Here is a 23,018-nt window from a genome sequence, read left to right on the forward strand (position 1 = left end):
GCACCCCCGGACGGCTGCGAGACTGGGAGCATGCCGTACCCCTACGACGCGCCGGCCTCCGCGGAGCTGTTCGCCCGTGCCCAGGGGGTGACGCCGGGCGGGGTGAACTCCCCGGTGCGCGCCTTCCGCGCGGTCGGCGGCACGCCGCGCTTCATGCGCGAGGGCCGCGGCCCGTGGCTGACCGACGCCGACGGGCGCTCGTACGTCGACCTGGTCTGCTCCTGGGGCCCGATGATCCTGGGGCACGCGCACCCGGCGGTCGTGGCGGCGGTGCAGGAGGCGGTCTCGCGCGGCACGTCGTTCGGCACGCCGACGGAGGACGAGGTGCTCCTCGCCGAGGAGATCGTCGCGCGCGTCGAGCCGGTCGAGCAGGTGCGGCTGGTCAGCTCGGGCACCGAGGCGACCATGTCGGCCGTGCGGCTCGCGCGCGGGTTCACGCAGCGGCCCAAGGTCGTGAAGTTCGCCGGGCACTACCACGGCCACGTCGACGCGCTGCTGGCCAGCGCGGGCTCCGGCGCCCTCACCTTCTCGCTGCCCGACACCCCCGGCGTGACCGGCGCCAGCGCCGCCGACACGGTCGTGCTGCCGTACAACGACGTCGAGGCGCTCGAGGCGGCGTTCCGCGAGAACCCCGACAGCATCGCCTGCGTCATCACCGAGGCGGCCGCGGCCAACATGGGCGTCGTGCCCCCGCTGCCCGGCTTCACCGAGGCGCTGCGGCGCACCACCGCCGAGCACGGCGCGCTGCTGGTCAGCGACGAGGTCATGACCGGCTTCCGGGTGTCCCGCTCCGGCTGGTACGGGCTCGAGGGCGTGCGGCCCGACCTCATGACGTTCGGCAAGGTCATGGGCGGCGGCTTCCCCGCCGCGGCGTTCGGCGGGCGCGCGGACGTCATGGCGATGCTCGCGCCGGCCGGGCCGGTCTACCAGGCGGGCACCCTGGCCGGGAACCCGGTCGCGACCGCCGCCGGGTACGCCCAGCTGCGGCACTGCACCGACGACGTCTACGCGCACGTCGACACGACGGCGGCGCAGGTCGCCGACCTGGCCTCGGCGGCGCTGTCCGCCGAGGGCGTGGCGCACCGGGTGCAGCGCGCGGGCAGCCTGTTCTCGGTGTTCTTCGCCGACGCCGAGGTCCGCGACTACGACGCCGCCCGCGCCCAGGAGGCGTACCGCTACCAGGCGTTCTTCCACTCCATGCTCGCCGACGGCGTCTACCTCCCGCCGTCCGCCTTCGAGGCGTGGTTCGTCTCCTCGACGCACGACGACGAGGCGCTGTCCCGCGTCGCGGACGCGCTGCCCCGCGCGGCGCGCGCCGCCGCGGCGGCGACCCCCGACACCGCCGGCGCGCACCCCGAGCAGCCCACGGAGACCTGATGGCGCTCACGACCGTCCACCTCGTCCGCCACGGCGAGGTCCACAACCCCGGCGGGGTCCTGTACGGGCGCCTGCCCGGCTTCCGGCTCTCCGCGCTCGGCGAGCGCATGGCCGAGCGGGTCGGGGAGGAGATGACCGGGCGCGACGTCACCGTCGTCACGGCCAGCCCCCTCGAGCGGGCGCAGGCGACGGCCGCGCCGACCGCCCGCGCGGTCGGGGTCGGCATCGGCACCGACGGCCGGCTCATCGAGGCGGGCAACCTCTTCGAGGGCCTCACCTTCGGCGTGGGCGACGGCTCGCTCAAGCGGCCGGCGCACTGGTGGACGCTGCGCAACCCGTTCCGCCCGTCGTGGGGCGAGCCCTACGTCGCCATCGCCACCCGGATGCTGGCCGCCGTCGCCACCGCGCGCGACCTCGCCCGCGGGCACGAGGCGGTGCTCGTCAGCCACCAGCTGCCGATCTGGACCGCGCGCTGCGCCGCCGAGGGCCGCCGGCTCTGGCACGACCCGCGCAGCCGCGAGTGCACGCTCGCCTCGGTCACCTCGCTGACCTACGCGGACGACGAGCTCGTCGACGTGGCGTACTCCGAGCCGGCCCGGGACCTGCTCCCGGTCCAGCCGCAGGTGGCGGGCGCCTGATGCGCCGGCCCGCCCGCGCCCGCGCGGCCGCCGCGGCGGCGGCCGCGGCGCTGCTCGCCGGGTGCGGCGGCGGCGGCCCCGACACCGGCGACGCCGACACCGGCTTCGTCAGCGGCGACAGCAGCCTCGTGACCTTCACCCCCGCCGAGGAGGAGCCGGTCGAGCTCGCGGGGGAGACCCTCGACGGGGAGGACCTCGACCTGGCCGCGCTGCGCGGCAAGGTCGTCGTGCTCAACGTCTGGGGCTCCTGGTGCCCCCCGTGCCGGGCCGAGGCGCCGGCCCTGGAGCGGGTGTCGGCCGACCTGCGCGACGACGGGGTGGCGTTCGTCGGCATCAACACCAAGGACGAGCGGGTCAGCGCCCAGGGGTTCGAGGAGCGCTTCCTCAGCTACCCCAGCCTCTGGGACCCCGCCGGGCGCGGCCTGCTGGCGCTGGCCGACGCCGTCCCGCCGAACGCCATCCCCAGCACGCTCGTGCTCGACCGGGAGGGCCGCCCGGTGTCGGCCGTCCTCGGCGAGGTCGACGAGCCGCGGCTGCGCGAGCTGCTGGCGCCCCTCGTCCCCGCGGCCGCCGGGCCCGCGTGAGCGCCGGGTCGGGCCACCGGTGAGCGTCGCCGACACCTTCTCCTCGACCGTCTGGTCAGGGTCGCTGCTGCTCGCGCTGCCGGTGGCCGCCGCGGCCGGGCTGGTGTCGTTCCTCTCGCCCTGCGTGCTGCCCCTCGTGCCGGGCTACCTCTCGTACGTCACCGGCCTGTCCGGCGCCGACCTGGCCTCCGCGGAGCGCCGCCGCCGGGGGCAGGTCGCGCTGGGCACGCTGCTCTTCGTCCTCGGCTTCTCCGCGGTCTTCGTGTCCGCGGGGGTCCTCGCCGGCAGCGTGGGCGGGTTCCTGCTCCAGGAGGCCCGCACGCTGCAGGTGGTCCTCGGCCTGCTCACCGTCGTGCTCGGGCTCGCCTTCATGGGCCTGGTGCCCGGCCTGCAGCGCGAGTGGCGCCTGCACCGCGCGCCGGCGCTCGGCCTCGCCGGCGCGCCGCTGCTCGGGGTGCTCTTCGGCCTGGGCTGGACCCCCTGCATCGGCCCGACCCTCGCCGCGGTCCTCGCGCTCGGCGCCACCGACGGGGGAGCGGCCCGCGGCGGGGTGCTCGCGCTCGCGTACTGCCTGGGCCTCGGGCTGCCCTTCCTCGTCGCCGGGCTCGCGTACCGGCGCGCCCTCGGCGCCTTCGGCCGGGTCCGGCGCCACTCCGCGGCCGTCATGCGCGTCGGCGGCGCGATGCTCGTGACCCTCGGCGTGCTGCTCGTCACCGGCGTCTGGCAGGAGCTGTCCGTGCGGCTGCAGGTCCTCGTCTCCGGCTTCACCCCGGCGGTGTGATGAGCGTCGACGAGCGGCTCTCCACCACCCCCGAGGCCCCCGGGGCCGGCCCGGACGGCCCGGCCGGGCTGGGCGCGCGCGGCTGGCTGCGCTGGGGCTGGCGCCTGCTGACCTCGATGCGCACCGCCCTGGTGCTGCTCTTCCTGCTGGCGCTCGCCGCGGTCCCCGGCTCGCTGCTGCCGCAGCGCTCCAGCGACCCGGCCGGGGTGCGGCAGTGGCAGGAGGACCACCCCGGCGCCTTCGGCCTCGTCGACCGGCTCTCCGGCTTCGACGTGTACGGCTCCCCGTGGTTCAGCGCCGTCTACCTCCTGCTCTTCGTGTCCCTCGTCGGCTGCGTGCTGCCGCGCAGCCGCCAGCACTGGCGCGCGATGCGCGCCCGCCCGCCGGCGGCGCCCCGGCGGCTGGAGCGACTGCCCGCCCACGCCGAGGTCGTCGTCGACGCGCCGCCGGAGCAGGCGCTCGCCGCGGCCCGCCGCGTGCTGCGCTCGCGCCGCTACCGGGTCGCCGAGGGCGACGGGTGGGTGTCCGCCGAGCGCGGCTACCTGCGCGAGAGCGGCAACCTCGTCTTCCACCTCTCGCTCGTCGTCGTGCTCGTCGCGGTGGCGGTCGGGCACCTCTACGGGTTCCGGGCCAACGTCGTCGTCGTCGAGGGCCGCGGCTTCTCGAACGTCGTCGCGCAGTACGACAGCGTCGAGCAGGGCCCGTGGTTCGACGACGCCTCGCTCGAGCCGTTCACCGTCAGCCTCGACGCGTTCCGGGTGCGCTACCAGGAGGGCGGGGAGCAGGCCGGCGCCCCGCGCGACTTCCGCGCGGAGGTGACCTGGACCGAGGAGCCGGGCGAGGAGCCCCGTACGGCCACCATCGCCTCGAACCACCCCCTCGTCACCGGGCGCAGCAAGGTCTTCCTCACCGGCAACGGGTACGCCCCGCGGTTCACCGTGCGCGACGGCGCCGGCGAGGTCGTCTGGCAGGGCGCGTCGCCGTTCCTGCCGCGCGACGCGAACAACACGTCCGAGGGCGTCGTCAAGGTGCCCGAGGCCCAGCCGGAGCAGCTCGGCTTCACCGGGCTGTTCCTGCCCACCGCCGCGATCATCGGCTCGCCGGTGTCGATCTTCCCCGACGCCCGCGACCCGCGGGTGTTCCTCACCGCGTTCCGCGGCGACCTCGGCCTCGACGACGGCGTGCCGCAGTCGGTCTACCGGCTCGACACCGCGGCGATGGAGCAGTTCCAGGACCCCGAGCTCGAGGGGCAGCCCCTCGCGCGCGCCCTCGCCGTGGGGGAGACCATGGAGCTGCCGGACGGCGCCGGGAGCATCACCTTCGACGGGGTCTCCCGGTTCGTGAACCTGCAGGTCGCGCGCGACCCCGGCACCACCCCCGCCCTCGTCGGGGCGGTGCTCGCGATGACCGGCCTGCTGCTCTCGCTCTTCGTCCGGCGCCGCCGCGCCTTCGTGCGGGCCGTGGCGCAGGACGACGGGAGCGGCGCCGGACGTACGGTGGTGCGGGTCGGCGGGCTCAGCCGCAGCGAGGACGAGGGCCTCGCCGACGAGGTCAGGGCGGTCGCCGACCGCATCGCCGGGCGCGGGTCCCGGTAGGAGGAGGAGCAGTGGACGCGCAGTCCCTCGCGCAGGTGAGCAACTACCTCGTCGACTCGGCGCTGGTGGTCTACACGCTCGCGCTCGTCGCGTACGCCGCCGAGGTCGCCTTCGGCCGCCGCGCGCCCGGCCGCGCCGCCGCGGCGCACGCCCCGGCGGCCGCGCGCTCCGGCGGCACCGCCACCCTCGCCCCGCCGGCGCCCCCGGCCGCCCCGGCCCGGCTCGACCGCTCCGAGCGGATGAACCGCATCGCGGTCTCGCTCACGACGCTCGCGTTCGTCCTGCACGCGGCCGGTGTCGTCACCCGCGCGGTCTCGGCCGGGCGGGTGCCGTGGGGCAACATGTACGAGTTCTCGATCACCGGCGCCCTCGCCGTCACCGCGGCCTACCTGCTGCTCCTGCGCCGGTACGACGTGCGCTACCTCGGCGTCGTCGTCGTCCCGCTCGTGCTGCTCACGCTGGGCCTCGCGGTCACCGTGCTCTACACCGACTCCGCGGAGCTCGTCCCGGCCCTGGACTCGGTGTGGCTGGTCATCCACGTCTCGGCCGTCGTCGTCGCCGCGGGCGTCTTCACCGCCGGCGCCGGGCTCACCGTGCTGCACCTGCTGCGCGCCCGCGCGGAGCGCCGCGCCGCCCTCGGCGGCTGGCTCGGCCGGCTGCCCTCGGCGGAGCGGCTCGACCGCCTCGCGTACCGGATGCACGCCTTCGCGTTCCCGCTCTACACGTTCGCCGTCGTCGCCGGCGCCATCTGGGCCGAGAACGCCTGGGGCCGCTACTGGGGCTGGGACCCCAAGGAGACCTGGGCCTTCATCACCTGGGTCGTCTACGCGGCCTACCTGCACGCGCGCGCCACCGCCGGCTGGGGCGGGCGCCGCGCCGCGGTCATCGCCCTCGTCGGCTGCGCCGCCCTCTGGTTCAACTACTACGGCGTGAACCTCTGGTTCAGCGGCCTGCACTCCTACGCCGGCGTCTGACGCCCACCACCCCGGGCGCGATCATGCGCCACTCCGGCGCCGATCATGCGCCTCCCCGGCCGTGATCATGCAGCTCCCCGGCGCCGATCATGCAGCGTGCCGGCGCGGACCATGCGCCCCCCGTCCCCTGAGGGGCACCCCCAGGCGCAGAGCTGCCGTGAGGGGCACCCTCAGCAGACTCGACTCTGCTCGGGGTGCCCCTCAGGGACGCCGTGCGCCTGGGGGTGCCCCTCATGGACCGCGCCCGCGTGAGGGTGCCCCTCATGGGCCGTGCGGGCATGGGGTGCCCCTCAGGAACGCCGTACGCCTGGGGGTGCCCCTCATGGCGCGCGCAGCGGCGCCGGCGCCGGGCCCGAGGGCGCCGGCCGCTCAGCGGGCCTCGTCGTCCTCGCCCGCGGCGGCCTCGTCGAGCCGGGCGCGGATGCGGTCGCCGCGCCGGACGACGACCTCGGACACCGCGTCGCGGCGGCGGCTGAGCAGCGGCAGGGACAGCGCGCCGGAGAGCAGCACGGCGAGCACGAGGAGCAGGACGCCGCGGGCGCCCACGACGTACAGGACGCCGAGGCACGCGGCGAAGAGCGCCGCCCGCAGCGCCGTGTAGACCAGGACCGCCCTCACAGGGACCGCACCATGTAGACCTCGTCCCGGTCGTCGCCCGCCGCGACGCGCAGCGCGCGGGGCACCCGGCCCACCTCGACGTAGCCGTGGCGGGCGTAGAACGCCTCGGTCCCCGTGCCCCCGCGCACCGTGAGGTGCAGCGCCTCGAGGCCGAGGGTGCGCGCCGCGTCCTCCGCGGCGCGCAGCAGGAGCCCGCCGACGCCGGTGCCCTGGCGCGAGGGGTGCACCTGCACCCGCTTGAGCGTGCGCCAGTGCCCGGTGAGGCGGTGCTCGCGGTCCTCGAGGACGAGCCAGCCGGCGACCGCGCCGGCGCCGTCGCGGGCGACGAGCAGGTGGTCCGGACCGCCGCGGGCCGACAGCCGGCCGAGCACCTTCGCGGCCGTCGGCCGCACGTCGTCCGCGGTCACCGGGGGGACGAAGCCCACCGCGCCGCCCGCGTTGCTCACGTCGACCCAGCAGGCCAGCAGCGCGTCCTCGAGCGCGGCGTCCAGCGGCGGGTCGAGCGCGACGTCCAGGGGCGCGGCGGCGGGGGCGGGGGCGGGGGTGGTGGCGGCGCTCATCTCGTCTCGAGGGTACGACCGCCCGGCCCCCGGTGCGGCGCGCCTCCGCGCCGTGCGCGACATACGCTGGTCGGGACAGGCGGTACGCGCGACGGAGGGGTCACATGCCGAGGCTGCTGGCGGCCGGACTGGGGCTCGCGCTGGTGGTCTACGCCCTCATCGACTGCGCGCAGGCCCCGCGGCGCGAGGTGCGCTCGCTGCCGAAGCCGGCCTGGTTCGCCGTCATCCTGCTGGTGCCGCTCGTGGGGGCGGTCGCGTGGCTGCTCGCCGGGCGCCCGCGCAGCGGTCCCGCCCCCGAGCCGGCCCGCCCCGTGGCGCCGGACGACGACCCGGAGTTCCTGGGCCGGCTCCGCACCCTCGACGAGGAGCACGAGGAGCTCGTCCGGCGCTGGGAGCGCGAGGAGCGCCGCCGGGCGGCCCGCGGCGGCGGCGCGACCCCGCCGCCGGTCCCCGGCCCGGCCGAGCGCGGGGAGCAGGAGCCCCCCGGCCCCGCCGCCCCCCGCGACGCGCGGGCGGAGGGCCGCGGCCCGCGGGACCCGCACGAGCCGGATGCGGCGCCGCGCCCGTCCGACGGCACGCCGGTCGACGACCCCCGCGAGCCCGGCGCCTGACGTCGGGTGCGGGTGACGGCCGTCACCCGCCGTTTGGTGGACCGTTCCGGTCCATGACGGACTAGCCTGGTCCGGTGCCCCGCCCCACCCGTGAGCAGATCGACGACGAGATCGTCGACGCCGCCGCCGGGCTCTTCGCCCGGCTGGGCCTGCGCCAGACCTCGCTGCAGGCGGTGGCCGACGCAGTGGGCTACTCCAAGACCGGGCTGCTGCACCGCTTCGGCAGCAAGGACGGCCTGCGCGCGGCCGTCGGCGAGCGGCTGCGCCGCGAGGTCGACGAGCTCGTGGCCTCGGCCGACGGCCTGCCCGCGGGGCCCGGGCGCGACCGCGCGCTCGTCGAGGCCGTCGTCGACCTGGCGCTGCGGCGCCCGGGCGCCTGCGCCCTCGTGCTCGGCCTCGCCGTGCGTCCGCAGCTCGAGGAGGGGCAGGAGGACGCCACCGTGACCGCGGTGGCCGACGCCCTGCTGGCGGCCTTCGGGCTCGTGCCCGGCGACCCGACCCCCGACCTGCCCCGCGCGGTGCGCGTCGTCGGCGCCCTCGGCGCCGTCGCCACGACCGTCGTGGGCCTGCCCGACCAGGACCCGGCCGTGGTCCGTCCCCACCTCGTCCAGACCGCCTACGACGCCCTGGGCCACGCCGGCCCGGGCAGCAGGAGCTGAGCAGCATGGCCCTCCGCCTCTTCCGCCTCGGCGCGGCGTCGGTGCGCCGCCGCGTCGCGGTCCTCCTCGCCTGGGTCGTCGTGCTCGTCGCCGCGGGCATCGGCGCGGTGGCGCTGTCCGGACCGACGTCCGACGCGTTCGAGATCCCGGGGCAGGAGTCGACGACGGCGCTGGACCTCATCGGCGAGCGCTTCGGCGACGAGGGCGGCGGCGCGAGCGCGCAGGTCGTGCTCGAGGCGCCGGACGGCGCCGTCACCGACCCCGCGGTCGCGCAGCGCGTCGCGGCCGTCGTGCAGCGGCTCGGGCAGCTGCCGGGCGTGGCGAGCGCGAGCGACCCGCTCGACCCGCAGGCGCCGTCGGTCTCGCCGGACCAGCGCGCGGCGTACAGCACCGTCACCTACGCGGTGCCCGCGCCCGAGATCACCGAGGACGAGCGCGAGGCGCTGCTGGCCGCGGTCGAGGACGCGCGCGGGGCGGGCCTCACGGCCGAGGTCACCGGCGAGGCCGTCCTCGAGCCGGTCCACGTCGGCGGGCCCGCGGAGGTCGTCGGCGTCGTCGTCGCGCTGGTCGTCCTCGCCCTCACGTACGGCACGCTGGTCGCCGCCGGCATGAACCTGCTGACCGCCGTGGTCGGCGTGGGCATCGGCGCGGCGGGCGTCACCGCCCTCACCGGCTTCGTCGAGCTGCAGTCGACGACCCCGATCCTCGCGGTGATGCTCGGCCTCGCCGTCGGCATCGACTACGCCCTGTTCATCGTCACCCGGCACCGCGCCGAGCTGCGGGCGGGGCGCCCGGTGCAGGAGGCCGCGGCGCTGGCCGTCGGCACCGCGGGCTCGGCCGTCCTGGCGGCCGGCCTCACCGTCGTCATCGCGCTCGCGGGCCTGGCCGTCGTCGGCATCCCGTTCCTCACCGAGATGGGCCTGGCGGCCGCGGCCACCGTCGTCATCGCCGTGCTCGTGGCCCTGACCCTCGTGCCGGCGGCCCTGGGGCTGCTGGGGCACCGGGTCCTGCCGCGGCGCGAGCGCGCCGGCGGCGGGGAGCGCCGCGAGCGGGGCTCCTTCGCCGGCTGGGCCCGGACGGTCACGACCCGCCGCTCGGTGAGCCTGCTCGCGGCGGTGGCCGCGCTCGCCGTCGTGGCCCTGCCCGTGGCCGACATGCGCACCTCGCTCGAGCAGCGCCCCGCCCAGGGGTCGACGCAGGAGCGGGCCGAGGCCGTCCTCGACGAGCGCTTCGGCCCGGGCGTCAGCGGTCCGCTGCTCGTGCTCGTCGACGGCGAGGGCGCCGTGGAGCGCGCGGCGCAGGTGGCCCAGGAGGTGCAGGGCCTCGACGACGTCGCGCTGGTGACCCCGCCGCGGCCGTCCGCCGACGGCAGCGCCGCTCTGCTCACCGTGGTCCCGGCGTCGGGGCCGGCGAGCGAGGAGACGGTCCAGCTCGTCGAGGACCTGCGCGACCAGCTCGCCGGCAGCAGCCCGCGGGCGTACGTCACCGGTGAGACCGCCGTCAGCGTCGACGTCTCGCAGACGCTCGACGAGGCGCTGCCGGTCTACCTGGTGCTCGTCGTCGGGCTCGCGGTCGTGCTGCTCGTGCTCGTCTTCCGCTCGCTGCTCGTGCCGCTGGCCGGCGTGCTCGGCTTCCTGCTCACCGTCGGCGCCTCGCTGGGCGCGACGACGGCGGTGTTCCAGTGGGGCTGGCTGGCCGACCTCGTGCGGGTCGAGAGCACGGGCCCGCTGCTGAGCCTCACGCCGATCCTCGTCATCGGCATCCTCTTCGGCCTGGCGATGGACTACCAGGTCTTCCTCGTGTCCCGGATGCACGAGGCGCACGCGCACGGCACGCCCCCGCGCGAGGCGGTCGTCACCGGCTTCCGGCAGGCCGCGCCGGTCGTCGTCGCGGCGGCCGCGATCATGTTCTCGGTCTTCGCCGGCTTCGTGCCCGCCGGCGACGCGACGATCAAGTCGATCGCCTTCGCGCTGGCCGTCGGCATCCTCGTCGACGCCCTCGTCGTGCGCATGGTGGTCATGCCGGCGGCGCTCGCGCTGCTGGGCGCGCGGGCCTGGTGGCTGCCCCGCTGGCTGCGCTGGCTGCCCGTCCTCGACGTGGAGGGCTCGGCGCTGGAGCGGCGCGCCCCGGCGGGCGAGCCCGCGCCCGTGCGCTGAGCGCCCGGGCCGCTCAGGCCGGCGCGACCTCCACGACGAGGGCGCGGTGGTCCGACAGCGGCAGGCGGGGGGCCTCGGCCCGGGAGACCGGGGCGAGGCCCCCGCGCACGAGGACGTGGTCGAGCTGGCGGTCCGGCGCGTCGACGGGGAAGGTGTGCGCCGCCGCGACGCTGCGCAGGCCGGTGACCCGGGCGGGGCGGGGCGGCTCCATGTTGAGGTCGCCCATGACGACCAGGGGCTCGGGCGTCCCCTCGAGCGAGCGCAGCAGCCGGCGCAGCTGCAGCGCGTTCCATCCCGGGACGAACGACAGGTGCGTGCTCGCGACCGTCATCGGGCCGTACGGGCCCTCGAGCACCGCCGCGACCGCCACCCGCGGCTCGTCGCTGACGACCTTCGGGAGCCGGCGGCCCTTGAAGAGCACGGGCACCCGGGTGGGCACGGGCGCGAGGCGCACGACGCGCCAGGAGACCACGGGGTGCCGGCTGAGCAGGGCGATCCCGTACGCCGCCGAGCCCGGCTGCTCGGTCCCCGTCGCGGCCATCCAGGTGCCGCCCGGGGTGCCGGCGAGGGCGGCGACGAACTGCTGGTCCACGGCGCCCATCGCCTCGGCGGCGACCGCGGTGAGGTCCGCGCCGAGCGAGCGGGGCTGGTCGCGGTCCACCTCCTGCAGGGCGAGGACGTCGGCGTCGAGGGACCGCACCGCCGCGGCGAGCCGGTCGACGTCGACCCGCCCGTCCTCGGTCGAGCGCCCGTGGAGGATGTTGAACGTGGCGATGCGCACGGGCGCGCCCCTTCCCCGTCCCGGCCGGTGCTACCGCCCGTGCGTGCACCGCGCCGCGGAGGGGTAGGCGGGGTCGGGTGCAGCCGCAGCCCGTCTCCGAGCGCGAGGCCGTCCGCGACGTCCTCAAGCGCGTCGCCGTCGCCCTGAAGCAGGGCGGCGTCCCGTTCGCCCTGTGCGGGGGGTACGCCGCATGGGTGCGCGGCGCCCCCGAGCCCGAGCACGACGCCGACTTCCTCGTGCCGGCGGGCGAGGCCGGGCGCGCGCGCGAGGTGCTCGCCGCCGCGGGCCTCGACGTGCAGGTCCCGGCCGAGGACTGGCTGGTCAAGGTGGTGGTCGAGGGCGCCTTCGTCGACGTGCTGTGGCGCACCTGCGGCGCCCCGGTGGAGGCGGACCTCGTCGAGCGGGCCGAGCCGCTGGCGGTGCTCTCGGTGGAGATGCCGGTGCTGGCCGCCACGGACATCCTCGTCACCAAGCTGCTCGCCCTCGACGAGCACTACTGCGACTTCGGCCGGCTCCTCCCGGTGGCCCGCGCGCTGCGGGAGCAGGTGGACTGGGACCGGGTGCGTCGGGACGTCGCCGGCAACGACTTCGCGGTGGTGCTCCTGCTGCTGCTCGAGCGGCGGGGGATCATCGAGCCCGCCGCGGCGGTCGCGAAGAGCAACGGCGCGGTCGGCGGAGCGCGACCGGAGATGGTCACCGACTAGTCCCTCCGGGCCATGGTGAGCACGCTGGGTGCTCCTGATCATGGTTCGCGTGACAGCACTCGCGTCCCTGCAGGCGCGGCGCCGCCGCCGGCTCCGCCTCGCCCACCGCTGCCCGGCCTGCCACCACCTCACCCTCCACCTCGACCTCGCCGCGCGCGACGGCTCGGGACCGGTGCCCGTCCTGTGCCCGTGCGGGCACCGGGCCGAGGCGGTCCTGCCCTAGGCGGTCCTGCCCTGGACGGTCCCCGCGGGAGGTGCCGGACCAGGTCGGTCGCCCGCCGCGGGTCTGGGAGGATCACGGGTACGCGCCCGCCGCCGTGCGCCCGTCGAGCCCGTCCCCGACCTGCCCGGAGCCCGCCCATGCGCCGCCCCCGCCCCGTCCTGCCCCTGCGCCCCCGCGCCCTGCGCCCGCTCGCCCTGGCCGGCGCGGCCGCGCTGCTCCTCGCCGGCTGCGGCGGTGACGGCGGCGGCTCCGGCGGCTCCGGCACGGCGACCGGCGGCTCCGGTACGGCGGCCGGCGGCGCCACGCCGGGCGCGACCGCCGCGGCCGCGGACTGCGCCCCCGGCGCGCTGGACACCCTCGAGGGCGGGACCCTCACGCTCGGGACCTCGCAGCCGGCGTACGAGCCCTGGATGGTCGGCGACGACCCGGCCAACGGCCAGGGCTACGAGTCCGCGGTGGCGTACGCGGTGGCCGAGGAGCTCGGCTACGCCCGCGAGGACGTGGCCTGGGTGCGCGTGCCCTTCGACGCCGCGGTGCAGCCGGGCCCCAAGCCCTTCGACGCCGCGCTCAACCAGTTCTCCATCACCCCCGAGCGGCAGCGGGCCGTGGACTTCTCCTCGCCCTACTACGACGTGCGCCAGGCCGTCGTGACGCTGGAGGGCTCGCCCGCCGCGGGCGCCGACAGCCTCGCCGAGCTGCGCGGGGTGCGCCTCGGCGCCCAGGTCGGCACGACGAGCCTGCGCGCCGTCGAGGAGGCGGTCTCGCCGGAGTCCGCGCCGGCGGTCTTCACCAGCAACGACGACGCCAAGCTCGCCCTGGCCAACGGCCAGGTCGACGCGATCGTCGTGGACCTGCCGACCGCCTTCTACCTCACCGCCGCCGAGCTCGACGGGGGCGTCATCCTCGGCCAGCTGCCCCAGCTCGACGAGGACCCGGAGCAGTTCGGCATGGTGCTCGACCTCGGCAGCCCGCTCACCGGCTGCGTCAGCGCGGCCGTCGACGCGCTGCGCGAGGACGGCACGCTCGCGGAGCTCCAGCAGCAGTGGCTCGCCGACGTCGCCGGCGCGCCCGAGCTGTCCTGACCCGCCGGTGAGCGCACCCACCACCTTCGCGCCGAGCGAGCTCGAGCTCGCCCGGCGCGACTGGCGCCGGGGCCGGCGCCGCCGCTCCACGGGGATCGCCCTCGTCAGCACGCTCGCGTTCGCGGGCACCGTGGCCCTGCTCGTCACGAGCGCCGAGGGCTGGGACCGCACCCGGGACACGTTCCTCGACGCGCGCTACGGCTGGGAGGTCCTGCCCCCGGTGCTGCGGGGCCTGTGGCTCAACGTGCGGGTCCTCGCGGTCGCCGCGGTCTGCGTGCTCGTCCTCGGGCTCGGGCTCGCGCTGCTGCGCACCCTGCGCGGGCCGGTCCTGCTGCCGCTGCGCCTCGCCGCGACGGCGTACACCGACCTGTTCCGCGGCCTGCCGCTGCTCGTCGTGCTCTACCTCGTCGGGTTCGGCCTGCCGAGCCTGCGGATCGGGTGGCTGCCGACCGAGCCCGCCGTGCTCGGCACGGTGGCGCTCGTGCTCGTCTACTCCGCCTACGTCGCGGAGGTCTTCCGGGCCGGCATCGAGGGGGTGCACCCCAGCCAGCGGGCGGCGGCGCGGAGCCTCGGGCTGACGTACGCCCAGACGATGCGCCTCGTCGTCGTCCCGCAGGCGCTGCGCCGGGTCGTCCCGCCGCTGCTCAACGACCTCGTGGCCCTGCAGAAGGACGTCGGGCTCATCTCGGTGCTCGGCGCGGTCGACGCCATCCGCGCCGCGCAGATCCAGGTGGCGCTGACGTTCGACTTCACCCCGTACGTCGTCGCCGGCCTCCTCTTCGTCCTCCTCGCCGTCCCGACGGCGCGGTTCGCGGACTGGGCGGCCGGGCGCGCGGCCCGCCGCGAGCAGGGGAGCACCGGTGTCTGAGGCCCCCGCACCCGTCCTCGCCGTCGAGGGGCTCGTGAAGCTCTTCGGGGAGACCCCCGTGCTGCGCGGGGTGGACCTCGCCGTCGGCGAGCACGAGGTCGTCTGCGTCATCGGCGCGTCCGGCTCGGGCAAGTCGACCCTCATGCGCTGCCTCAACCTGCTCGAGCAGGTCGACGACGGCCGCGTCCTGCTCGACGGGCAGGACGTCACCGACCCGCGGGCCGACGCGGACGCGGTGCGCCGGCGGATCGGCGTGGTCTTCCAGGCCTACAACCTCTTCCCGCACATGAGCGTCCTCGACAACGTCACGCTCGCGCCGCGGGTCGTGCACGGCCTCCCGCGCCGGGAGGCGGAGGAGCGGGCCATGGCGCTGCTCGCGCGCGTCGGGCTCGCCGACAAGGCGCGCGACTACCCCGACCGGCTCTCCGGCGGGCAGCAGCAGCGGGCGGCGATCGTGCGCGCGGTGCTGCCCGGGCCGCGGCTGCTCCTGCTCGACGAGGTCACGAGCGCCCTCGACCCCGAGCTCGTCGGCGAGGTGCTGTCGCTGGTCCGCGACCTCAAGGGCCAGGGGATGACGATCCTCATGGCGACGCACGAGATGGGCTTCGCCCGGCAGGTCGCCGACCGGGTCTGCTTCCTCGACGAGGGCCGGGTGCTGGAGGAGGGCCCGCCGGAGCAGGTGCTCGTGGACCCGCGGGAGCCGCGTACGCGCCGGTTCCTCGCCCGGGTCATCGAGGCCGGGCGGCTCTGAGGGATCGGCCGCACGGGTGACCCGTCCGGCGGCGCGGCGGCTCCGAAGCGGCAGGGCAGGAGCAACCACCCCCAGCACGGAGGCCCGCATGCGCACCGCCCTCACCAGCACCCTCGCCGCCGCCGCCCTCGCGGCGGCCGCCGTCACCGCCGTCGGCACCGGGGCGTCCGGCACGCCCGGCGCCGCCCGCGGCTCCGGCGGCCACGCGCTCGACGGCCGGACCGCCGTCGGCCTGACCGTCGACGGCCGGCTCGTGCAGTTCCGCGCCGACCGCCCGTCCAAGGTCCTGGGGAGCGCGCGGGTGCGCGGTCTCGAGGGCGACACCCGGCTCGTCGGGATCGACCACCGCGTGCAGGACGGCGCCCTGTACGGCGTCGGCGAGGCCGGCGGGGTCTACCGGCTCGACGCCCGGTCGGGCCGCGCGCACCCGGTGCTGCGGCTCAGCGCGCCCCTGCAGGGCGGGGCCTTCGGCGTGGACTTCAACCCGGTCGCGAACGCGCTGCGCGTGGTGAGCGACACGGGGCAGAACCTGCGCCAGTCCTTCGCCGCCACCGACGCGGGCTACCCGGCGACGGTCGTCGACGGCCCCCTCGCGTACACCGCCGGCACGACGGCCACCGGCGTCGCGGCCGCCGGCTACACCAACGACGACCTCGACCCCGCCACCGCGACCACGCTCTTCGTCGTGGACACCGCGCTCGACCAGGTGGCGGTGCAGGCGCCGGCCAACGCCGGCTCCCTCTCGCCGACCGGCGCCCTGGGCGTCGACGTCGGCCCGCACGTCGGGCTCGACGTGGTCGCCGAGGTGCGCGGCGGGCGGACCGTCGCGAACAGCGCCCTGCTCGTGGACCGCGGCCGGCTCTACGAGGTCGACCTGCTCACCGGGCGCGCCGACCGCCTCGGCACCGTCCCCGGCACGCGCGTCGTCGACGTCGCGGTGACCCTCGGCGGGCGCTGACCCGTCCCGTCCGCGCGCGGTCGCGGCGGGCGGGTGCCCCGCGGGGAGCCCGCACCCTGCCGCGACCGTGCGCGGATGGTGCACGCTGGCCGCCGGAGGTGGTCGGGGTGGGTGTGCCGGTGCTGCACCAGACCGTGCTCGACACGACGGACGCGCGGGGGCTCGCCGAGTTCTGGCGGCAGCTGCTGGGGTTCCGCTACCGGGCGGGCGACGAGGCGCCGCCCGCGGGGGCGCCCGACCCGCGCGGGAGCACCTGGCTCGTGCTCGTGGACCCGCAGGGCGTGCCGCGGCTGGCGTTCCAGCAGGTCGCGGAGCTGCCCCCGGCGACCTGGCCGGAGGGGCCCCGGCCCCAGCAGCTCCACCTCGACCTGCGGGTCGACGACGTCGCCGCGCTCGACGAGCAGCACGCCCGCGTGCTCGCCCTCGGCGCGACGCAGCTGCTCGACCGCACGGACGACCCCGAGGAGCCGATGCGGGCGTACGCCGACCCGGCCGGGCACCCCTTCTGCGTCTTCGTCGGGTGAGCCTTCGGGTGCGCGCCGCCGGGCGCGGGGACCTTCCGGCCGTCCTGGCGCTCTACGCCCAGCTCTACCCCGAGCTCGCCCCGCCGGCCGCCGACGCGGGCGCCTGGGAGCGCACGCTGGGCAGCCCGGGCCGGGTCGTGCTGCTCGCCGTCGACGGCGACGAGGTGCTCGGCACGGCCGACCTCATGGTGGTGCCGAGCGTGGCGCGGGGCCCGTACGCCCTCGTCGAGCACGTCGTCGTCGACGCCGGGGCGCGGCGGCGCGGGGCGGGGCGGGCGCTGCTCGCGGCCGCGCAGGAGCGGGCCGCGGCGGCGGGCTGCTACAAGCTCCAGCTCTCGGCGGACGACCCGCAGGCGTTCCGGTTCTACGAGGCCGCCGGGTGGCGGCACGCCGCGCGGACGTACAAGCGCTACCTCGACGGGCGCCGGCCCCCGCCGGGCTAGGGTCGCCCGGTCGCCGCCGACCCCGCGCCCCCAGGAGGCCCGCCCCGTGAGGACCCGCCCGCTGCTCGCCGCGCCGCTGCTCGCCGCCGCGCTGCTCGCCGGCTGCTCCGGCGACGGCGACGACCGCGCGGGGGCACCGGCGCCGGCGCCCTCCACCGCGGCCGGGGCCACGGGGACCACCCCCGCGCCCGACGCGCCGGGGGCACCGGCCCCGGCGCGCCCGTCGGGCACCGCGCCGCCGGGGACCCCGCCGGCGGGGGGCGCGCCAGCGGGGGGCGCGACGGCCCCCGGGGGCGCTCCCGCGCCGTCGCCGCAGGGCTCGCGCAGCCCGAGCCGCGCGCCCGCGCCGCCCGCGGAGGGCACGACGAGCGTCGAGGCCGGGACGGCCTTCGTGCTCGCGGACGGCAGCACCGGCTGCGTGCTGTCCGGCTCCGGCGCCCGCTGCGACACGCCGGTGCGCAGCTGGGAGCCGCCGCCGGGGGACTGCGCGCAGGACTACGGCCAGGGCGTCGAGGTGCGCGACGGCTCCGTCGGCTTCACCTGCGGCGGCGAGAGCCCGCTGGGCGCGCAGCGCACCCTCGCCGCGGGGGAGGCGCTGCGGGTGGCGGAGGTCGTGTGCCTGGCCCTGCCGGAGGGGGTGCAGTGCGAGGACGGCGCGAGCGGGCGCGGCTTCGTCGTCTCGCGCGCGGCGTACGCGTTCTTCTGAGCGCAGCCCCTCCTCGGCCCGGCCCGGGCGCCGCCGGGGTCTTGACGCGCCCCGTGCCGGTCTGTGTACAGTCCGCCCGGTTGACAACGTCGTCATGCCTCACCGGCAGCAGGACCCCGGTCCCGGCGACGCTGGCGACCCGGTCGACCCCGACCGCGCCCCGTCCAGCCCCACCCCCCGAAGGGACCGGTCACGCCGATGACCCCTGCGTCCTCGGTGCGGCGACACCTGCTCGGCACGGCGACCACCGTCGCCGTCACGGCAGGGGCCGTCGCCGCATCGCTCGTCGCCGCACCGCCCGCCCCCGCCGCCGCGGCGCAGGCGCCGGGCGCCTTCTCCACGTCCTTCGAGGACGGCCAGCCCGCGCCCACCTGGACCGACGAGGTCGAGGTCGACGCCGCCGGCCGCCTGCGCGCGAAGGGCGTGGCCGGCCCGTCCGCCACCGGCTGGCCCGGCAACGTCAACGAGCGCGTCGCGTCGGTCGACGCCCGCGGCGAGAACCCGCCCAACGAGGTCGCGGCGAACGCGGCCGACGGCGACCCGGCCACGAAGTGGCTGGACTTCGCCGCCCCGAGCCCGGACGCCCCCGTCTGGCTGCAGTACCGCACGGACGAGCCGGTCGCGGTCGTGCGCTACGCGCTGACCTCCGCCAACGACGCCCCGGAGCGCGACCCCGTCGACTGGGTGCTGCGCGGCTCCACCGACGGCGCGACGTGGGTGGACCTCGACGCGCGCACCGGCGAGGCGTTCACCGCGCGCGGGCAGCTGCGCGAGTTCGCGGTCGAGGGGGCCGCGGCCTACACGTGGTTCCGTCTCGACGTCACGCGCCACGGCGGCGGCGGCATCGTCCAGCTCGCCGACCTGCAGCTCTCCGACGGCAGCGCCGCGCCGCCGCCCGCCGAGACCATGCGCACCCGGGTCGGGGCGGGCCCCGCCTCGGGCTACAACATCAAGCCCCGCGTCGGCTTCACCGGCCTGCACGCCCTGCAGTACGGCGGCACGCAGGAGGGCCGGGGCCGCGGCTTCTCGTACAACCGGGTCCTCGACGTCGACGTGCCGGTCGGCCCGGCCACGCGGCTGTCGTACAAGATCTTCCCGGAGCTCACGGACCAGGACCTCGACTACCCGAGCACCTTCGCCGCGGTCGACCTCGCCTTCACCGACGGGAGCTACCTCAGCGACCTCGGGGCGGTCGACAACCAGGGGTACCGGCTGGACCCGCGCTCGCAGGGCGCGTCGAAGAGCCTCTACGCCAACCAGTGGAACGACAAGTACGCCGACATCGGCCGGGTGGCGGCGGGCAAGACGGTCGACCGCGTCCTCGTGGCGTACGACAACCCGGGCGGCCCGTCGGCGTTCGGCGGCTGGGTCGACGACATCGAGATCGACCCCGCGCCGGAGGTGAACAGGTCCGAGCGGCTCGTCGACTGGGTCGACACCCGCCGCGGGTCGAACTCCTCGAGCAGCTACTCACGGGGCAACACGTTCCCGGCAACCGCTGTCCCGCACGGCTTCAACTTCTGGACGCCGCAGACGAGCGCCGGGTCCCTGGGCACCTTCTACTCCTACGCGAGCCAGAACAACGAGGAGAACCTGCCCGAGGTGCAGGCCTTCGCGGTGAGCCACGAGCCCAGCATCTGGATGGGCGACCGGCAGACGTTCCAGTTCCTGCCGCAGGACGGCCCCGCTGCGGGCGGGCAGCCGGTCTTCGACCGCGAGGAGCGCGCGCTGGCGTTCTCCCACGACGACGAGGTCGCGCAGGCGCACTACTACGGCGTGACGTTCCAGGACGGCACGCGCACCGAGATCGCGCCGACCGACCACGCGGCCGTCACCCGGTTCACGTTCACCGGCGACTCCTCGAGCGTGCTGTTCGACAACGTGAACGACGACGGCTGGACCGGCATCAACGTCGAGGACGGCGTCGTGACCGGGTACAGCGACACGCGCAGCGGCCTGTCCAACGGCGCGACCCGCATGTACCTGTACGCGACCTTCGACGAGGCGGTCACCGGCGGCGGGAAGGTCACCGGGCACGGGCGCGACGACGTCACCGGCTACGTCTCCTTCGACACCTCGGCGTCCAAGGTCGTGACGATGCGCATGGCCACCTCGCTGCTCTCGGTCGAGCAGGCCCGGCGCAACCTCGAGATGGAGGTCGGCGACGCCTCGTTCGACGAGGTGCGCGAGCGGGGTGCCCGGGCGTGGGAGGACGTGCTCGACGTCGTCGAGGTGGAGGGCGCGAGCGAGGAGCAGCGCACGAACCTCTACTCCAACCTCTACCGGCTCTCGCTCTGGCCGAACTCGGCGCACGAGAACGTCGGCACGCCCGAGGCGCCGGTGTGGAAGCACGCGGTGCAGTCGTCGACGACCTCGCCGGCGCCGACCGGCGCGGAGGCCGAGCGCTACCGCACCGAGACCGTCGCGCCCGTGGCCGACGGCAAGGTCTACGTCAACAACGGCTTCTGGGACACCTTCCGGACCTCGTGGCCGGCGTACTCGTTCCTGTACCCCGAGAAGGCCGGCGAGCTCGTCGACGGCTTCGTGCAGCAGTACCGCGACGGCGGCTGGGTCTCGCGCTGGTCCGCCCCGGGCTACGCCAACCTCATGACGGGCACCAGCTCGGACGCCTCCTTCGCCGACGCGTACGTCAAGGGGGTGCGCGGCTTCGACGCCGTCGACGCGTACGAGGCCGCGGTGAAGAACGCGACCGTCCGCCCGCCGGGCTCGGCGACGAACTCCAGCGTCGGGCGCAAGGGCCTGGAGACGTCGATCTTCCTGGGCTACACGCCGTCGACGGTGAGCGAGGGCGTCTCCTGGGCGCTGGAGGGCTACCTCAACGACTTCGCGATCGGGCGCATGGGCCAGGAGCTCGCACAGAGCCCCGACGCCACGCCGGCGCAGCGCGAGCGCTGGACCGAGGAGTCCCGCTACTTCCTCGACCGCGCGCAGGGCTACGTGCACCTCTTCGACCCGGCCGTCGGCTTCTTCCAGGGCAAGTCCCCGTCGGGGGTCTGGAAGTCCACGCCGGAGGAGTACGACGCGGAGGAGTGGGGCCACGACCACGACTACACCGAGACCGACGGGTGGAACTTCGCCTTCCACGTGCCGTTCGACGGGCAGGGCCTGGCCAACCTGTACGGCGGGCGCGACGGCCTCGCCGACAAGCTCGACGCGTTCTTCGCGACGCCGGAGACGGCGCTGAAGCCCGGGTCGTACGGCGGCACCATCCACGAGATGGTCGAGGCGCGCGACGTGCGCATGGGCCAGTGGGGCTTCAGCAACCAGGTCGCGCACCACATCCCCTGGATGTACGACTACGCCGGGCAGCCGTGGAAGGCGCAGGCCATCACCCGCGAGGCGCTGCAGCGGCTGTACGGCGGCGGGCGCATCGGCCAGGGCTACCCGGGCGACGAGGACCAGGGCGAGCCGTCGGCGTGGAACGTCTTCGCCTCGCTCGGCTTCTACCCGCTGCAGGTCGGCAGCCCCGAGTACGTCGTGGGCTCGCCGCAGTTCACCAGGATGGTCGTCCACCGCGAGGACGGCGACCTCGTCGTCGAGGCGCCGCGCAACAGCACGCAGAACGTCTACGTGCAGGGGCTGCAGGTGGACGGGCAGCGCTGGACGAAGGCCTACCTCCCGCACGACGTGCTCACGGGCGGCACGACGCTCACCTTCGCGATGGGCCCGCGCCCGTCGCGCTGGGGCACCGCGCAGGACGCCGCGCCGCGCTCGCTGCAGCAGGACGACGAGGTGCCCACGCCGCTGGCCGACACGACCGGCCGCGGGCGCGGCACGGCCACGTCCAGCGGGCTCGCGGGCGGCGTCACCGCGGCCGCGCTCTTCGACGACACGTCGGCGACGCGGACGGCGCTCGCCGGGCCGCGCCCCTGGGTGCGGCACCGGCTCACCGGGGCCGCGCGCGAGGTCACGCACTACACGCTGACCTCGAGCGACCAGGCGGCCGACCCGTCGGCGTGGACGCTCGAGGGGTCGAACGACGGCGAGACCTGGACGACCCTCGACAGCCGTACGGGCGAGGCGTTCCCGTGGCGCCTGCAGACGAGGGCGTTCGAGGTGGACCGGCCGGGCGTCTACCGCGACTACCGGCTCGCCATGGTCGGTGCCGAGGGCGGCACGACCGCGCTCGCCGAGGTGGAGCTGCTCGCCGACGTGCCGGAGGTCCACGGTGTGGCCGTCGCGCTCGACCGCCTCGTCGCGAGCGGCGCGGTCAAGCGGGGGCCCGGTCGCGAGCTGCAGGCCCTCGTGCGCACCGCCCTCGAGGCGGAGGAGGACGGCGACGCCGCGGGCGTCCTGCGGGCCCTGCGCGGCCTGCAGGCGCGGCTCGACACCCTCGGCCCGCCGCAGGTGTCGGCGGCGGCGCGGGCCGAGCTCTCGGTCCTGCTGAGCCAGTGGGTGACCCCGGCGGACCGGCTCGCCGTGCTCCGCGGCCGGGTCGCCGACCTCGCGGCGAGCGGCGACGTCGCCCGGGGGGTCGCGCGCTCGCTGCAGGAGGGCATCGCCCGTGCGGGCGAGCGGCACGCCGCGGGCGACGCGGCGGGGTACGAGCGCGAGCTCACCGCCCTGCGCGAGCGGGTCGCCGGCGCCCGTCCGCACCAGGTCAGCGCGCGGGCGCAGGAGGTCCTGCTCCCGCTGGTCGACGGGCTGCTCGCCGCCCGCCCGCCGCTGGACGACCTGCGCGCCGCGTACGACACGACGGCCATCGGCGACGACGGGGCCGCGAACGCCGACTTCGACGGGGAGGGGTGGCACTACAGCCGCCAGGCCCTCGCCGAGGCCGGCATCGTCCAGGGCGAGGACCTCGAGGTCCCGGGCACCGGCATGGCGTACCGGCTGCCGGACGTCGGGCCCGGCGCCGCGGACAGCATCGCCGCGGCCGGGCAGGTGCTCGACGTGTCGTCGCTGCCCGCGGGCACGACGCGGATCGCGTTCGTGGGCGCGGCCCACAACGGGGACGTGCGCAGCTCGGTCGTGCTCACGTACACCGACGGCACGACCGCCACGGCGCCGCTCGCCTTCGGCGACTGGACGCTCGGGGGCGGCGGCACGACGCCGCGCTTCGACAACGTCGGGCTGGCGCAGACCGCCTACCGCAACCGGTACGCGGCCTCGCCGCCCGCCGGGGACACCGGGCGGCCCTGGCTCTTCGCCACGGCACCGGTGCAGCTCGCGCCGGGCAAGGTGCTGGCCACGGTGACGCTGCCGCAGCAGCGCAACCTCAAGGTCCTCACCCTGGCGCACGGGACGGGGACGCCGGCGCCCTGAGCGGGAGACGCCGGCGCTCCCGGGGCGCCCGTCGGCCACGGCCGGCGGGCGCCCCGCTGCGTGCGGGGGGAGCGAGGGACCGCCGCGGCGTTGACAACCTTGTCAGCGGGTTCCTAGGGTCCGGGGCAGCAGCACAGCG

22 protein-coding genes are annotated in these 23,018 nt (G+C 76.8%); 19 read left to right on the forward strand and 3 right to left on the reverse strand.

The genetic code is table 11. The features are described from left to right. The first annotated feature begins 30 nt into the window (after positions 1 to 30). From hemL to ccsB, 6 genes are read left to right on the forward strand one after another with little or no spacing between them, the layout of a single operon-like run. A complete protein-coding gene (gene hemL / locus D5H78_RS11155; RefSeq protein ID WP_119950519.1) occupies positions 31 to 1,377 on the forward strand; it encodes a glutamate-1-semialdehyde 2,1-aminomutase in 1,347 nt (448 codons plus the stop codon). Next, on the forward strand, positions 1,377 to 2,015 hold the full coding sequence (locus tag D5H78_RS11160; protein ID WP_119950520.1) for a histidine phosphatase family protein: 639 nt from the start codon (positions 1,377 to 1,379) through the stop codon (positions 2,013 to 2,015). Before hemL ends, D5H78_RS11160 begins: the two co-directional genes overlap by 1 nt. Then, positions 2,015 to 2,599 carry a TlpA family protein disulfide reductase gene (locus D5H78_RS11165; protein ID WP_165865706.1) on the forward strand — a complete coding sequence of 195 codons (585 nt, stop codon included), beginning with the start codon at positions 2,015 to 2,017 and terminating at the stop codon, positions 2,597 to 2,599. The genes D5H78_RS11160 and D5H78_RS11165 overlap by 1 nt, the downstream gene beginning before the upstream one ends. A gap of 19 nt (positions 2,600 to 2,618) precedes the next feature. Then, complete coding sequence (locus D5H78_RS11170; protein WP_119950521.1) at positions 2,619 to 3,380, forward strand: cytochrome c biogenesis CcdA family protein; 762 nt, start codon at positions 2,619 to 2,621, stop codon at positions 3,378 to 3,380. Beyond that, positions 3,380 to 4,975, forward strand: coding sequence for a cytochrome c biogenesis protein ResB (gene resB / locus D5H78_RS11175; protein WP_119950597.1), 1,596 nt, complete (start codon positions 3,380 to 3,382; stop codon positions 4,973 to 4,975). The genes D5H78_RS11170 and resB overlap by 1 nt, the downstream gene beginning before the upstream one ends. 11 nt (positions 4,976 to 4,986) lie before the next feature. Next, positions 4,987 to 5,949 (forward strand): c-type cytochrome biogenesis protein CcsB, encoded by a 963-nt coding sequence (gene ccsB / locus D5H78_RS11180; protein WP_119950522.1) that lies wholly within the window; start codon positions 4,987 to 4,989, stop codon positions 5,947 to 5,949. A 369-nt stretch (positions 5,950 to 6,318) separates the two neighbouring features. Here the strand turns inward: ccsB and D5H78_RS11185 are convergent, their stop codons facing one another. Both D5H78_RS11185 and D5H78_RS11190 read right to left on the reverse strand, forming a co-directional pair. Beyond that, positions 6,319 to 6,567 carry a DUF4229 domain-containing protein gene (locus D5H78_RS11185; RefSeq protein ID WP_119950523.1) on the reverse strand — a complete coding sequence of 83 codons (249 nt, stop codon included), beginning with the start codon at positions 6,565 to 6,567 and terminating at the stop codon, positions 6,319 to 6,321. Next, positions 6,564 to 7,127: a GNAT family N-acetyltransferase gene (locus D5H78_RS11190; RefSeq protein WP_119950524.1), complete on the reverse strand. Its 564-nt coding sequence runs from the start codon at positions 7,125 to 7,127 to the stop codon at positions 6,564 to 6,566. Before D5H78_RS11190 ends, D5H78_RS11185 begins: the two co-directional genes overlap by 4 nt. A 104-nt stretch (positions 7,128 to 7,231) precedes the next feature. Here D5H78_RS11190 and D5H78_RS11195 point away from each other — a divergent pair, with 104 nt between their 5' ends. The 3 genes from D5H78_RS11195 to D5H78_RS11205 all read left to right on the forward strand — a co-directional run bounded on the left by D5H78_RS11195 (position 7,232) and on the right by D5H78_RS11205 (position 10,553). Beyond that, positions 7,232 to 7,738, forward strand: a complete 507-nt coding sequence (locus tag D5H78_RS11195) for a PLD nuclease N-terminal domain-containing protein (RefSeq protein WP_119950525.1) — start codon at positions 7,232 to 7,234, stop codon at positions 7,736 to 7,738. Positions 7,739 to 7,812: 74 nt separating this feature from the next. Then, entirely contained in the window at positions 7,813 to 8,397 is a 585-nt protein-coding gene (locus D5H78_RS11200) for a TetR/AcrR family transcriptional regulator (protein WP_119950526.1), read from the forward strand. A gap of 5 nt (positions 8,398 to 8,402) precedes the next feature. Continuing rightward, on the forward strand, positions 8,403 to 10,553 hold the full coding sequence (locus D5H78_RS11205) for an MMPL family transporter (protein WP_119950527.1): 2,151 nt from the start codon (positions 8,403 to 8,405) through the stop codon (positions 10,551 to 10,553). A 13-nt stretch (positions 10,554 to 10,566) separates the two neighbouring features. Here D5H78_RS11205 and D5H78_RS11210 read toward each other — a convergent pair whose 3' ends face one another. Further along, positions 10,567 to 11,334: an endonuclease/exonuclease/phosphatase family protein gene (locus tag D5H78_RS11210; RefSeq protein ID WP_119950528.1), complete on the reverse strand. Its 768-nt coding sequence runs from the start codon at positions 11,332 to 11,334 to the stop codon at positions 10,567 to 10,569. A 77-nt stretch (positions 11,335 to 11,411) separates the two neighbouring features. On the opposite strand from D5H78_RS11210, the gene D5H78_RS11215 reads away from it, so the two are divergent. From D5H78_RS11215 to D5H78_RS11255, 10 genes are all read left to right on the forward strand, one after another. Further along, positions 11,412 to 12,038: a nucleotidyltransferase family protein gene (locus D5H78_RS11215; RefSeq protein ID WP_218566507.1), complete on the forward strand. Its 627-nt coding sequence runs from the start codon at positions 11,412 to 11,414 to the stop codon at positions 12,036 to 12,038. Between the two features lie 49 nt (positions 12,039 to 12,087). Beyond that, positions 12,088 to 12,261: a hypothetical protein gene (locus D5H78_RS19335; RefSeq protein WP_165865707.1), complete on the forward strand. Its 174-nt coding sequence runs from the start codon at positions 12,088 to 12,090 to the stop codon at positions 12,259 to 12,261. 137 nt (positions 12,262 to 12,398) lie between these two features. Continuing rightward, a complete protein-coding gene (locus D5H78_RS11220) occupies positions 12,399 to 13,343 on the forward strand; it encodes an ABC transporter substrate-binding protein (RefSeq protein WP_119950529.1) in 945 nt (314 codons plus the stop codon). A 7-nt stretch (positions 13,344 to 13,350) separates the two neighbouring features. Then, positions 13,351 to 14,211: an amino acid ABC transporter permease gene (locus D5H78_RS11225; RefSeq protein ID WP_119950530.1), complete on the forward strand. Its 861-nt coding sequence runs from the start codon at positions 13,351 to 13,353 to the stop codon at positions 14,209 to 14,211. Beyond that, complete coding sequence (locus D5H78_RS11230; RefSeq protein WP_119950531.1) at positions 14,204 to 14,962, forward strand: amino acid ABC transporter ATP-binding protein; 759 nt, start codon at positions 14,204 to 14,206, stop codon at positions 14,960 to 14,962. Before D5H78_RS11225 ends, D5H78_RS11230 begins: the two co-directional genes overlap by 8 nt. Before the next feature lie 88 nt (positions 14,963 to 15,050). Further along, positions 15,051 to 15,920, forward strand: coding sequence for a DUF4394 domain-containing protein (locus tag D5H78_RS11235; RefSeq protein WP_119950532.1), 870 nt, complete (start codon positions 15,051 to 15,053; stop codon positions 15,918 to 15,920). A gap of 98 nt (positions 15,921 to 16,018) precedes the next feature. Continuing rightward, entirely contained in the window at positions 16,019 to 16,444 is a 426-nt protein-coding gene (locus tag D5H78_RS11240) for a VOC family protein (protein ID WP_119950533.1), read from the forward strand. Then, positions 16,441 to 16,887 (forward strand): GNAT family N-acetyltransferase, encoded by a 447-nt coding sequence (locus D5H78_RS11245; protein WP_119950534.1) that lies wholly within the window; start codon positions 16,441 to 16,443, stop codon positions 16,885 to 16,887. Before D5H78_RS11240 ends, D5H78_RS11245 begins: the two co-directional genes overlap by 4 nt. Before the next feature lie 46 nt (positions 16,888 to 16,933). Continuing rightward, positions 16,934 to 17,593, forward strand: coding sequence for a hypothetical protein (locus D5H78_RS11250; protein ID WP_119950535.1), 660 nt, complete (start codon positions 16,934 to 16,936; stop codon positions 17,591 to 17,593). A gap of 216 nt (positions 17,594 to 17,809) precedes the next feature. Further along, the gene (locus D5H78_RS11255) at positions 17,810 to 22,879 is read left to right on the forward strand and encodes a GH92 family glycosyl hydrolase (RefSeq protein WP_218566509.1); all 5,070 of its coding nucleotides are present in this window, start codon (positions 17,810 to 17,812) and stop codon (positions 22,877 to 22,879) included. Positions 22,880 to 23,018: the final 139 nt, after the last annotated feature.

This window comes from Vallicoccus soli (assembly GCF_003594885.1).
In the GTDB taxonomy this organism is placed as follows: Bacteria; Actinomycetota; Actinomycetes; order Motilibacterales; family Motilibacteraceae; genus Vallicoccus; species Vallicoccus soli.

What these genes read in the sequence shown, in the direction of transcription:
- D5H78_RS11195 (WP_119950525.1), top strand. Translation starts at nt 7,232, where the DNA reads ATGCCGAGGCTGCTGGCGGCCGGACTGGGGCTCGCGCTGGTGGTCTAC.
- D5H78_RS11160 (WP_119950520.1), top strand. Translation starts at nt 1,377, where the DNA reads ATGGCGCTCACGACCGTCCACCTCGTCCGCCACGGCGAGGTCCACAAC.
- resB (WP_119950597.1), top strand. Translation starts at nt 3,380, where the DNA reads ATGAGCGTCGACGAGCGGCTCTCCACCACCCCCGAGGCCCCCGGGGCC.
- D5H78_RS11235 (WP_119950532.1), top strand. Translation starts at nt 15,051, where the DNA reads ATGCGCACCGCCCTCACCAGCACCCTCGCCGCCGCCGCCCTCGCGGCG.
- D5H78_RS11165 (WP_165865706.1), top strand. Translation starts at nt 2,015, where the DNA reads ATGCGCCGGCCCGCCCGCGCCCGCGCGGCCGCCGCGGCGGCGGCCGCG.
- D5H78_RS11205 (WP_119950527.1), top strand. Translation starts at nt 8,403, where the DNA reads ATGGCCCTCCGCCTCTTCCGCCTCGGCGCGGCGTCGGTGCGCCGCCGC.
- D5H78_RS11190 (WP_119950524.1), bottom strand. Translation starts at nt 7,127, where the DNA reads ATGAGCGCCGCCACCACCCCCGCCCCCGCCCCCGCCGCCGCGCCCCTG.
- hemL (WP_119950519.1), top strand. Translation starts at nt 31, where the DNA reads ATGCCGTACCCCTACGACGCGCCGGCCTCCGCGGAGCTGTTCGCCCGT.
- D5H78_RS11220 (WP_119950529.1), top strand. Translation starts at nt 12,399, where the DNA reads ATGCGCCGCCCCCGCCCCGTCCTGCCCCTGCGCCCCCGCGCCCTGCGC.